Origin of the sequence: Streptomyces sp. HUAS 31, assembly GCF_028198125.1 — a bacterium.
Lineage (GTDB): Bacteria > Actinomycetota > Actinomycetes > Streptomycetales > Streptomycetaceae > Streptomyces > Streptomyces chartreusis.
The window spans coordinates 3,830,184-3,842,362 of sequence record NZ_CP116353.1; the positions used below are offsets into that span (position 1 = coordinate 3,830,184).

The 12,179-nt window shown below is 72.5% G+C and carries 7 protein-coding genes; 4 read left to right on the forward strand and 3 right to left on the reverse strand.

Annotated features, from left to right (window positions below; translation table 11 throughout):
- Positions 1 to 97: 97 nt before the first annotated feature.
- From prfB to PGH47_RS16950, 3 genes are all read right to left on the reverse strand, one after another.
- The gene (gene prfB, locus PGH47_RS16940; protein WP_030952750.1) at positions 98 to 1,201 is read right to left on the reverse strand and encodes a peptide chain release factor 2; all 1,104 of its coding nucleotides are present in this window, start codon (positions 1,199 to 1,201) and stop codon (positions 98 to 100) included.
- Positions 1,202 to 1,283: 82 nt separating this feature from the next.
- Positions 1,284 to 2,525, reverse strand: coding sequence for a serine/threonine-protein kinase (locus tag PGH47_RS16945; protein WP_271664137.1), 1,242 nt, complete (start codon positions 2,523 to 2,525; stop codon positions 1,284 to 1,286).
- Positions 2,526 to 2,707: 182 nt separating this feature from the next.
- The gene (locus PGH47_RS16950) at positions 2,708 to 4,387 is read right to left on the reverse strand and encodes a serine/threonine-protein kinase (RefSeq protein ID WP_271664138.1); all 1,680 of its coding nucleotides are present in this window, start codon (positions 4,385 to 4,387) and stop codon (positions 2,708 to 2,710) included.
- A 369-nt stretch (positions 4,388 to 4,756) separates the two neighbouring features.
- On the opposite strand from PGH47_RS16950, the gene PGH47_RS16955 reads away from it, so the two are divergent.
- From PGH47_RS16955 to PGH47_RS16970, 4 genes are all read left to right on the forward strand, one after another.
- Complete coding sequence (locus PGH47_RS16955; protein WP_271664139.1) at positions 4,757 to 8,350, forward strand: FHA domain-containing protein; 3,594 nt, start codon at positions 4,757 to 4,759, stop codon at positions 8,348 to 8,350.
- A 184-nt stretch (positions 8,351 to 8,534) separates the two neighbouring features.
- Positions 8,535 to 9,914 (forward strand): ABC transporter substrate-binding protein, encoded by a 1,380-nt coding sequence (locus PGH47_RS16960; RefSeq protein WP_271664140.1) that lies wholly within the window; start codon positions 8,535 to 8,537, stop codon positions 9,912 to 9,914.
- A 4-nt stretch (positions 9,915 to 9,918) separates the two neighbouring features.
- Positions 9,919 to 11,265, forward strand: coding sequence for a carbohydrate ABC transporter permease (locus PGH47_RS16965; protein ID WP_443048500.1), 1,347 nt, complete (start codon positions 9,919 to 9,921; stop codon positions 11,263 to 11,265).
- Entirely contained in the window at positions 11,262 to 12,119 is an 858-nt protein-coding gene (locus tag PGH47_RS16970; RefSeq protein ID WP_126902770.1) for a carbohydrate ABC transporter permease, read from the forward strand. The genes PGH47_RS16965 and PGH47_RS16970 overlap by 4 nt, the downstream gene beginning before the upstream one ends.
- Positions 12,120 to 12,179: the final 60 nt, after the last annotated feature.

Genomic DNA, 12,179 nt, shown 5'->3' on the forward strand with positions numbered 1-12,179 from the left:
AGGGGTTGGAAGCTGTGAGTGTGATGTAAAACCCAGACATGCAGGCACAGAAAAGGCAACTACCGCCGGAACGGCGGCAGTTGCCTTGTCGACAAACTTACTTCTCCTGCTGCTTGCGCCAGCGAATTCCGGCTTCGAGGAAACCGTCGATCTCACCGTTGAAAACGGCCTCGGGGTTACCGACTTCGAACTCCGTGCGCAGGTCCTTGACCATCTGGTACGGGTGCAGGACGTACGAACGCATCTGGTTGCCCCAGGAGCTGCCGCCGTCCTTGAGGGCGTCCATCTTGGCCCGCTCCTCCTGGCGCTGCCGCTCCAGCAGCTTCGCCTGGAGGACGTTCATGGCGGTCGCCTTGTTCTGGATCTGCGACCGCTCGTTCTGGCAGGAGACGACGATGCCGGTGGGGAGGTGGGTCAACCGGACCGCGGAGTCGGTGGTGTTGACGCCCTGACCGCCGGGACCGGAGGACCGGTACACGTCCACGCGCAGCTCGGACTCGTCGATCTCGATGTGGTCCGTCTGCTCGACCACGGGGAGGATCTCGACTCCCGCGAAGGAGGTCTGGCGGCGGCCCTGGTTGTCGAAGGGCGAGATGCGCACGAGGCGGTGGGTGCCCTGCTCGACCGAGAGGGTGCCGTAGGCGTACGGCACCTGCACGGCGAAGGTGGTCGACTTGATGCCGGCCTCTTCGGCGTACGACGTCTCGTAGACCTCGGTCTTGTAGCCCTTCTGCTCCGCCCAGCGCAGGTACATCCGCTGCAGCTTCTCGGCGAAGTCGGCGGCGTCGACGCCGCCCGCCTCGGCGCGGATGTTGACGAGCGCCTCACGGGCGTCGTACTCACCGCTGAGCAGCGTGCGGACCTCCATCTCGTCCAGTGCCTTGCGGACGGCCGTGAGCTCGGACTCGGCCTCGGCACGGGTGTCCGGGTCGTCCTCCTCCTCGGCCATCTCGAAGAGCACGGCGAGATCGTCGATCCGCCCCCGCAGCGCCTCGGCCTTCCTGACCTCGGCCTGGAGGTGGCTCAGCTTGCTGGTGATCTTCTGCGCCTCGTCCGGGTTGTCCCACAGGGACGGCGCGGCCGCCTGCTCCTCGAGCACGGCGATGTCTGCCCTCAGCTTGTCGAGGTCCAGAACGGCCTCGATCGACTCCATGGTCGAGGAGAGGGACTTGAGCTCTTCGGATACATCGACGACTGCCACGCCTCCAGCGTAACGGCTCCGCCAAGCGGCGAGGTCCGGGTGCTGTCGGCACGGGGTCACCCGGCGTTCCGGCCGACGAAGGCTAGGGCGTCGCCGGAGCCGAATTCTTCGTGTCCTGCGGCGTCGCCCCCGCGTCGTCCTCCGACGTCGCCAGCCACGCCCCCACGCCCGCGGCGGCCGCCAGCACCACCGCGGCCGCCCCCAGGGCCACCCGGCGTCGCCGGGCCACCGCCCGGTGGCGGGCCGAGCCCGGACGCGGGGCGCCCGCGGGCCTGGGCACCCGGGCCGTGCCGCGCGCGCCGCCGGCCAGCTCGTCAGGTGCCGGGACCCTCATCGACGTATGCGTGTCCCGGTTGGAGTCGGCGGGCTTCGCGCCCGGCACGAGCGGTACCGCGCCCCGCCGCCGGACCCGCTCGCCCTGCGGGGCGGCCTCCTCGGCGGCCGGCGCCTCGTCCTCGGCAGGTTCCGCGTCGGGCTCGTCCACGTCCAGCGGCGGCATCCCGGTGACCAGCGGGAGCAGCTCCCGCAGCCGGGCGCCGAGCTCCGAGGCGCGCAGGCGTGAGGCGGGCGCCTTCGCCAGGCACTGCACGATCAGCTGCCACAGTTCGTCGGGGATGCCGGGGAGCGGCGCCACCGTCTCCGTGACGTGGCGGCGCAGCACCGCGCCGGGGTGGCCGCCGCCGAACGGCGTGAAACCCGCCAGCAGCTCGTACAGGACGGTGGCGAGGGCGTAGATGTCGACGGCGGCGCGGGGCGGCAGGCCCTCGACGATCTCCGGCGCCAGGTAGTCCGGGGTGCCGATGATCTTCGTCGCGCGGGTGCGGCGGGGCGAGTCGATGAGTTTCGCCACACCGAAGTCGGTCAGCAGGGCCGGGTGGGAGCCGCCGGGGCCGAGCGGGCCCTGCATGTCGAGCAGGACGTTCTCGGGCTTGACGTCGCGATGGACGACCCCGGCCGCGTGCGCTGCCGCCAGCCCGTCCGCGATGTCCGCGACGATCGCCACCGCGGCCTCCGGTGCGAGCCGGCGGTCCCGGTCGAGCCGGGTGCGCAGGTCGGTGCCGCGGACCAGGTCCATGACGAGCGCGAGGTCGTTGCCGTCGACGACCAGGTCTCGCACGGAGACCACGTTCGGGTGCTCGAGGCCGAGCAGTGCCGTGCGCTCCTGGACGAAGCGTCCGACGAGTTCCTGGTCGGACGCGAGATCCTCGCGCAGCAGCTTGATGGCGACGGGCCCCTCGGGACCCTCGCCCAGCCACACCGTGCCGGCGCTGCCCCGCCCCAGGATCTGGTTGGCGGTGTACCGGCTGCCGATCTTCCGTGCCAAGACTGCTCCTACCGACGCGTGTTGTCGCTGCTGCGTCGTTCCGGGGGACGACCCCCGGACCCCCAGCCGACAATCCCGGGAACCCCGGTCGACAAAACTACGCGCCCGACAGACCAACCTTCACCGCCGAGGCGGAAATCACCCGCCAGATGTCGACAAATAGCCAACCCGGCCGAGGCCGGTCAGTTGGTTCCCGAGCCTCCGCCGGTGCTGCTGCCGAGGTCGCCGATCCAGCCGGTCACGGTGCTGAACCAGTCGGAGAGCTGGTCCCAGTAGCTCTTGCCGGTGCCGATCCACTCCTGCAACGGGCTCAGCTCCCAGATCAGCCAGCCCGCGACGAACAGGATGACGATCGTGAACAGACAGCCCTTGAGGCAGCCGAGGCCGGGGATCCGCATCGGGTTGGAGCTGCGCTGACGCGGCTGACGCGGCTCGCGCTGCGGACGCTGCGGCTCCGGTGTGGGCGGCGGCGCGTACCGCTGGGGCTGCTGCTGCGGCTGACGCTGCGGGGCGTACTGCTGCGGCTGGTGCTGCTGCGGATGACCGTAACCGCCCTGCTGGCCGCGCTGCGGCGGGCGCTGCTGGGGCTGCTGCGGGCGGGCCACCTGGCGCTGCGGGCGGCGGCGCAGCGGGTCCTGGTTGGGGTCGAGGTACTGGACCTGCGTCTGTTCGTTGCGGTCCCTGGCGGCGCGCAGCTGGTTCTGCCAGGGGTGCGGGTCCTCGGGGCCGGGTCCGCCGGGCTGCCCCTGCGGCATCGGCGGCATGACGGCCGTCGGGTCCGCGGCGCCGGGGCCGCCGGTGTGCGGCAGCACGGCGGTGGGGTCGGCGGCGCCCGCCGGGCCGGGGGCGCCGGTGTGCGGCATGACGTTGGTCGCGGCGTTCGGGTCGAACGAGCCGGCGCCGTGCTGCATCACCTGCGTGGGGTCGGCCGAGCCGGGCACGGTGGCCGGCGCCGGGTCCGGGGCGAGCAGGGCGGCGACGCCCTCGGCGGCGGCGATCTGGGCGGAGTTCGCGTGCACGCCGATGCCCTGGGCGACGACGCGCAGGCCGCGGGCGAGGTTCTCGGCGCTGGGCCGTTCGTCGGGGTTCTTGCGCAGGCAGCGTTCTATGACGGTCCACAGCGGGTCGGGGACCGTGGAGGGGCGGCGCGGCTCGGCGCTCAGGTGCTGGTGCAGGACCTCCAGGGCGGAGCCGCCGCCGAACGGCGGACGTCCGGTGACCAGCTCGTACATGAGGATGCCGGCGCCGTAGATGTCGACGGCGGAGGTCTGCGGGCGGCCCTCGGCGGACTCGGGCGCGACGTACGCGGGCGTGCCGACGAACTCGTGGGTGCGGGTCAGGCCCGGGGAGTCCGCGAGGCGCGCGATGCCGAAGTCGGTCAGCAGCGGGTGCATCTGGCCGCCGTCCTGCCGGAGCAGGACGTTGGCGGGCTTCAGGTCCCGGTGGACGACGCCGTCGGCGTGGCTCGCGGCCAGCGCGTCCGCGATCTGGGCCGTGAGCAGGGACGCGGCGACCGGGGTGAAGGGGCCGTTCTCGCGCAGGTAGCGGTGCAGGTCGGGACCCTCGACGAGGTCCATGACCAGGGCCAGCAGCTCGCCCTCGACGACCAGGTCGCGGACCCGGACGATGTTGGGGTGGGTCAGCCTGAGCAGGACGGACCGCTCGCGCAGGAACCGCATGACGATGTCCGCGTCACTGGCGAGCTCTTCCTTGAGCACCTTGATCGCGACCGTCTCGCCGGGCTGCCCCGGCACGGCCGCCTCGGCACCCGCGGTCTCCCGCTGGCGGGCTCGCCAGACGGTCCCCGTGGCGCCACGACCGAGCGGCTCCTCGAGGAAGTACTTGCTGCCTACCGGCCGCACGTCGCGCTCCCTGCTGCTTGTCTACGTTCCGACCCACTGTAGTGCCGTACCCGTGGGCACCGGCCTGTCCTCTTTCTGTGCGTCTTACGTACGACTTCCCGTACATGTTCGAAGGAAAGACGCTCGGCTCTGTCTCGTGGTTGCCGCAAGCGGACGTGACCGATCTCAAGCGATCGCCCGCAGGTCAACTGTCAGGCACTTTTACGGGCAGAGCCGACCAATCAAGATCACTTGCCTTCGGTCGGGGGGCGCGTTGTCAGTGGCAGGTGCGAGGATGCGTGGAGTACTGGCCGATGTGCTCGTGTGGGGTGGGGAGATCCATCAGACGGGCCCTGGTCCGCGCCCGCGCAGAAGGGACCGCTGACGCCGATGCAGATCCGGCTGACCGTCGTAGACCCACTGGCACCGCCTTCCCCGGCGCGTGGTCGCGCCGCGAGCTGCGACGTACTGGTCACGGCACCGGCCGGCACGGCCCTGGCCGCGGTGGCGTCGGCGCTCGCCTCGTCGGTGGCCGGCGACACGGGCACCTCCCGCGGTGCGGGCTCCTCCCGGTCGAGCGGGTTCGAGGGCGCGAAGGAGACCGAGCGCGGCGGCGGCCCGGTCGTGCTGTACGCGGGCGCGGAGCGGCTCGACGACCGGCGCAGCACCCTCGGCGAGCCCCCGCTGACCGACGGCGCGGTGCTGTCCCTGGGCGCCCCTGCGGCCCCCGAACCCCACCCCGAGCTGGACGACGCCCCGACCCAGCTCCATGTGGTGGCGGGCCCGGACGCGGGCGGTGTCCATCTGCTGCACGGCGGCGAGATCCGCATCGGCCGCTCCGCCGACGCCGACGTCCCGCTGGACGACCCGGACGTCTCCCGGCTGCACTGCGCGGTCACGGTCGCCACCGACGGCCGGGTCTCGGTCGCCGACCTCGGCTCGACGAACGGCACCACGCTGGACGGCACCCGGCTCAGCACCCGCCAGGTGCGGTTCGCGCCGGGTGCCCTGCTGCGGATCGGCGAGTCGGCCCTGCGGCTGACCCCGGCCGGCGGTCCTGGCGCGCGGGTGCGGACGGAACCGGACGGTGAGGGGCACGTGCGCGTGCCCGGCGGCGACGGCGATTCCGGCGCCCGCCCGCCGGTCCCCGCGGACCCGGCGGTGCGCCACACACGCGTGGCGGACGGCGGCGATCCGGCCGCGCCCTCGGCCGACCGGTCGGCTCAGGAGCACGATCCCGTCGAGCCGCCGATCGTCCCGCTCCAGGGCGGCGCCCCGCGGATCGAACGGCACGGCGGAGCCGGCGGGACGCTCCCCGCACCACGCGGCGGCGACACCCACGGCGCGGGCTTCGGCCAGGGCGCGTTCGGCGACGACCCCGGCCCTTCCTCCCACACGGCTTCCACGACCACCGGGGCGGCGCTCCCCGAGAACACGGCGGGCGGCACCCGTAAGGGCACCCCGCTGCGCGGCACCGACGTGCCGCCGGGCGTACGCAGGCGGGGCGGCCTCTCGGCGTGGGCGCGCCGGCTGGCCGGCGGCCGCCCCGAGCAGGGGGCGGAACCGGACGGGACGTACGACGATGACGAGCCGGTGGCGGAGTCCGGGCGGCCCGCGGCTGCCGACGGTCCCCGGCAGCCGGAGACCTGGCCGGACCCGGCGTCGCTGCTGCTGACGGCCCTGGGCCCGGGACCCCGGCTGTGGGAGCGCTCACCGGGTCATGCGGAGGCGCTCACGGTCCGGCTCGGCACGGCCGACCGGACGGCGCCCGACGGCTCGGGGCTGCTGCCCGCCGTGCCGGTGACCGCCGATCTGCGGGAGGTCGGGGCGCTGGGCCTGGCAGGTCCGCGCGAGCGGCTCGCCGGGCTGGCCCGCGCGGTGCTCGCCCAGCTCGCGGCACTGCACTCCCCCGATGCCCTGGAAATCGTCCTGCTCAGCGTGGACCGTGCCCGCCCCCTGGAGGAGCGCACCGCCGAGTGGGCGTGGCTGGGCTGGCTCCCGCACGTCCGCCCCGGGCACGGCCAGGACTGCCGCCTGCTGCTGGCCTACGACCGCGAACAGGCGACGGCCCGTACGGAGGAGCTGCTGCGGCGGCTGGAGGACATGACGGCGGAGCCGGCGACGCGGGGCGGGAGCACCGTGGCGGCGGTCGTGCCGGACGGCCGGATCCCCGGTCAGCGCGGGGACCGGCGGCCCTCGTGGGCGCGGGACGACGACGCGGCCGACGTGACGGGCGGGTTCGCGGGGCCGTACACCGTGGTCGTCGTGGACGGCGATCCCGGGGGCTCCGACGTGCGCGAGGCGGTGGCGCGGCTGGCGCAGGAGGGGCCGCGCGCCGGGATACACGTCGTGTGCCTGGCGGAGACGGCCTCGGCGTCGCCCGCTTCGCCGGTGACGGAGACCTACGAGGCGGCGTGCACGGTGTCGCCGACGTTCCGGGAGTGCGGCGCGGTCGCGCTGCTCAGCGGTGACGTGGCGACGGCGCTGCGGCTGCTGCGGGTGGCGCACGGCGGGACCGGCGAGCAGGGCGCCGCGGGCCGCGAGCGCGTGGAGGACGGCGTCGCATGGGACGACACCGCTCAACGGCAAGCCCCCACCGGTACCGCCCAACGACAGGCCCCCACAGGTAACGCCCAGCAGCGCACCCCTTCCGCGGGGGCCCAGCACGCCACTTCCGGAGCCGGTGCCGCCCGCGGTCCGGTCGGGCACGGCACCGTCGCCGCCGTGGACGCCGTCTCGCTCGCCTGGGCCGAGCGGTTCGCGCGGGCACTGGCGCCGTTGCGCACGGAGGGCGGCTTCGGCGAGCGGCACGCGCGCGTGTCCGTGCCGTTGCCCCAGGCGGCACGGCTGCTCGACGAGTTGGGGCTGGCGCGGGCCACGCCCGCGTCGCTGATGGCGCGGTGGGCCGACGCGGCCGACGACCCCCAGGCCCTCGGCGGGCGCGCGTGCGCCGTGCTCGGGGCCGGACCGCGCGGCCCGGTCGGCGCGGACCTCGGTGCGGACGGGCCGCATCTGCTGATCGAGGGCCCGCCCGGCAGCGGGCGTACGGAACTGCTGCGGGCCGTCGTCGCGTCCCTCGCGGCGGCCGAGCGCCCGGACCGGCTGGGCGTCGTGCTGATCGACGGCCGGGACAGCGTCGGCTCGGGCGGCAGTCATGGCGACGGGCTGCTGGCGTGCACCGACATACCGCATGTCACCACCCATCTGACCGCCAACGACCCGGTCCGGATGCGGGAGTTCGCGCAGTCGCTGAGCGCCGAGCTGAAGCGGCGGGCCGAGCTGCTCGGACGGTCCGACTTCGCCGAGTGGCACACGGGGCGAGCCCTGTCGGGCCGAATGGTCACGCAGCGTGCGGCGACGGCCGGTGCCGGATCCGGCACCGGTGACCACACCGGGGACCTGGACAGCCCGCCCAGCTCCACGATGCGGCTGCGGCCCGGAGCGGGGCGCCGGCAGGCCGAGGCGGTGCCGCCGCTGCCCCGGCTCGTGGTGGTCGTGGACGACCTGGACGCACTGGTCTCACCCGCGTTGGGCTCGCCGGGCAGGCCGGCCGCCGGCTCGGTGATACGCGCGCTGGAGGCCGTGGCCCGCGAGGGCGAGCGGCTCGGGGTGCACCTGGTGGCGGCCACGGCGGCCGGCGGCCGTACGGCGGAGTCGGAGACGGCCCGTCGGGCGACCCTGCGGGTGACGCTGGACGCGGTGGCCGCGGGACCGGACGAACCGGCTCCGGGGCGCGGCCGGTTGGCGTGGGCGGACGGACGGGTGCTGCCGTTCCAGGGCGGCCGGGTCACCGGACGCATTCCGCGCACGGCGACGCTGCGGCCGACGGTCGTGCCGTTGGAGTGGCACCGGATGGGTGATCCGCCGGCCCGGCGTCAGGTGCGGGAGCTGGGGAACGGCCCTACGGATCTGGCGTTGCTGGCCAGTGCGGTGGAGCGGGCGGCGCGAGAGGTCTCGGCGACCGAGGTGCCGTCACTCCTGTAACGCCGCCCGCTGCGTTTCGGCCCGTTCCGTGTCCGGGACAGGGCGTTGGGTGCCTGGTCACGAGGCGGTCACGATCGCCTACTTGACAGCGAACGCGGTCTTGCCGCCCCCCATGGCAGGGCGTAGACCAGATCGCACGGGACAGCGCTCGAACGTTCGACGAGGCACGAAGAACGGGGCAGTGATGCGCAGCACGAGCAGCAGGAACCGGACACGCAGGGCCGCCAGGACAGCGGCAGCCGTCTTCGCGGGCGCCCTCGCACTCTCCCTCACCGCGTGCGGTGGGGACGACAAGGACAACGGCAACGAACAGGGCGGCTCCGGCGAGGAGTCCGCGAGCACCGTCACCCTTCCCAAGCTGGACGGCGAGTCCCTCGAGGTCGCCGCCGTGTGGACCGGTGCCGAGCAGGCGAACTTCAAGAAGGTCCTCGCGGAGTTCGAGAAGCGCACCGGTGCCAAGGTCACCTTCGTGCCCGCGCAGGACCCGATCATCAACTTCCTCGGCTCGAAGGTCGCGGGCGGTCAGCCGCCGGACGTCGCGATGCTTCCGCAGCCCGGCGCCATAAAGCAGGCCGTCGAGAAGAAGTGGGCCAAGCCGCTGGGCGCCGACGCGGTCAAGGAGTTGCAGCAGAACTACTCGCCGGGCTGGCAGGAGATCGGCAAGGTCGACAACAAGCAGTACGGCGTCTACTACAAGGCGGCCAACAAGTCCCTGATCTGGTACAACGCCAAGGTCTTCGAGAACGCGGGGGCCGCCGAGCCCAAGACGTGGGACGAGCTGCTCACCACCGCGCAGACCGTCTACGACTCCGGTGTCACACCGTTCTCGGTGGGCGGCGCGGAGGGCTGGACCCTCACGGACTGGTTCGAGAACGTCTATCTCTCCCAGGCCGGGCCCGAGAAGTACGACCAGCTGGCGAAGCACGAGATCAAGTGGACCGACGCGTCCGTGAAGGACGCGCTCACCACGCTCGCCCAGGTGTGGGGCAAGAAGGACTATGTGGCGGGCGGTGCGGGCGGCGCGCTCCAGACGGACTTCCCGGCCTCCGTCACCCAGGTCTTCACCGGTGGCGACCAGCCCAAGGCCGGCATGGTCTACGAGGGCGACTTCGCGCAGGTCAACATCACCCAGGCGAAGGCCGCGGTCGGCACGGACGCGAAGGTGTTCCCGTTCCCGACCGTGGGTGACACCGCGCCGGTCGTCTCCGGCGGCGACGCGGCCGTCATCCTCCAGGACTCCGAGGCCGCGCAGGCGCTGGCGACCTGGCTGGCCTCCCCGGACGCGGCGACGATCCAGGCGAAGCTCGGCGGCTACCTCTCGCCGAACAAGAACGTGGAGAACTCCGCGTACCCGAACGAGGTGCAGCGGAAGATCGCCAAGGCCCTGATCGATTCGGGTGACGACTTCCGCTTCGACATGTCCGACCAGGCCCCGCAGGCCTTCGGCGGCACCCCCGGCAAGGGCGAGTGGAAGGCCCTCCAGGACTTCTTGAAGAACCCGTCGGACGTCGCGGGCACCCAGCAGAAGCTGGAGGCCGACGCGGCCGCGGCGTACGGAAACTGACGTCATGGCTTCCGCGGAAGCGGCAGGGGGCACCACGCCCCCTGCCGCACCCAAGTCACGCAAGAGCGTGACCGGTACCCGCAGGACCGTGGCGGCGCTCTTCCTGCTGCCCGCCCTGGTGCTGCTCGGCGCGCTCGTGGTGTACCCGATCGGGTACTCGGTGATCCGCAGCTTCTACGACCAGTCCGGCGACGGCTTCGCCGGATTCGACAACTACCAGGCCCTGTTCACGGACGACGGCATCCGCACCGCCCTGAAGAACAACATCGTCTGGGTGGTGTTCGCCCCGACCGTCGCGACCGCGCTCGGTCTGATATTCGCGGTGCTGACCGAACGGGTGCGCTGGGGCACGGCGTTCAAGCTGGTCGTCTTCATGCCGATGGCGATCTCGATGCTGGCCGCCGGCATCATCTTCCGGCTGGTCTACGACCAGGACCCGGACAAGGGCGTCGCGAACGCGGTGTGGGTGGGCGTCCACGACACCTTCGCGCAGTCGTCGGCGTTCCCGAAGGCCCACCCGGGCCGTGAGTCGCCCCTCGAAGCGGCGCCGGGCGGCGGTTTCATCACCAAGGCCACGGTCAGCGCGGGCACACCGGTCACGCTGCCCCTGGTCGGCGTCGCCCCGGACGTGATGCCGGACGACGCGGGCAAGGCCGTGGAGGCGAAGGCGGAGCCGGGGAAGGTCACCGGCACCACCTGGCAGGACTTCACCCGCGGCAAGGGCGTCGGCACGCTCGGCGGGGTCGACGCGGCCGAGCTCGGCTATGCCGGGATGAAGATCGAGGCCGTCAAGGACGGCAAGGTCGTGGCCTCCACGAAGGCCGCCGACGACGGCACGTTCACGCTGCCGGCCGCGGCCGACGGGGCGCAGCTGAAGCTCCCTGCGGACAACTTCAAGGAGCCGTACAACGGACTGGACTGGCTCGGCCCGTCGCTGGTCACGCCGTCCATCATCGGGTCGTACATCTGGATGTGGGCCGGTTTCGCGATGGTGCTGATCGCGGCGGGGCTCGCGGGGATCCCGCGCGATCTGCTGGAGGCGGCCCGGGTCGACGGCGCCAACGAGTGGCAGGTGTTCCGCAAGATCACGGTGCCGCTGCTGGCGCCCGTCCTCGCGGTCGTCACCGTCACCCTGATGATCAACGTCCTGAAGATCTTCGACCTGGTCTTCATCATCGCCCCGGGCTCCTCCCAGGACGACGCGAACGTCCTGGCGCTGGAGCTGTACCGCAAGGGCTTCTCCGAGGACCAGCCGGGCATCGCGAGCGCGATCTCGGTGTTCCTGCTGCTGCTCGTGATCCCGGTGATGTGGTTCAACATCCGTAGGCTGCGACGGGAGGTGCGGCGATGACCAAGGAGTCCCTCGGCTCCCGGCTGGCCTCCTTCGTCAGCGGCGGGCTGGTGCGGGTGTTCCTGATCGTCGTGGGCCTGTTCTGGCTGGTCCCGACGCTCGGGCTGCTGCTGTCGTCGCTCCGGCCGCCGGAGGAGATGAGCGCGAGCGGCTGGTGGGAGGTCCTCAGCAAGCCCTCCCAACTCACCTTCGAGAGCTACGACAAGCTGCTGGGCAACAGCGACATCACCGACTCGATCCTCAACACCGTGCTGATCACGGTCCCGGCGACGGTCCTCGTCGTCATGATCGGCGCACTCGCGGGATACGCGTTCGCGTGGATGGAGTTCCCGGGCCGCGACTGGTGGTTCCTCGGCGTGGTCGGCCTGTTGGTGGTACCGGTGCAGGTGGCGCTGATCCCGATCGCCGAACTCTTCGGCAACATCGGCATCTTCGGCTCCCTGATCGGCGTGATCCTCTTCCACGTCGGCTTCGGGCTGCCGTTCGCGGTGTTCCTGCTGCGGAACTTCTTCGCGGAGATCCCACGGGAACTGCTGGAGGCGGCGCGACTGGACGGCGCCGGTGAACTGCGCCTGTTCTTCCGTGTCGTGATGCCGCTGGGCGGTCCGGCGATCGCCGCGCTCGGCATCTTCCAGTTCCTGTGGGTGTGGAACGACATGCTGGTCGCGCTGATCTTCACGGACGCCGACAGCCAGCCGATCACGGTCGCGTTGCAGACCCAGGTACGCCAGTTCGGCAGCAACGTCGACGTGCTGGCACCCGGCGCGTTCATCTCCATGGTGATCCCGCTGGTGGTGTTCTTCGCGTTCCAGCGGCAGTTCGTGTCCGGCGTGATGGCGGGCGCGGTCAAGTAGCCGCAAAGACAGGACGCTTGCGCGGCGGCAGCCGTGAGGGGGCGGGCCCGAAACGGCCCG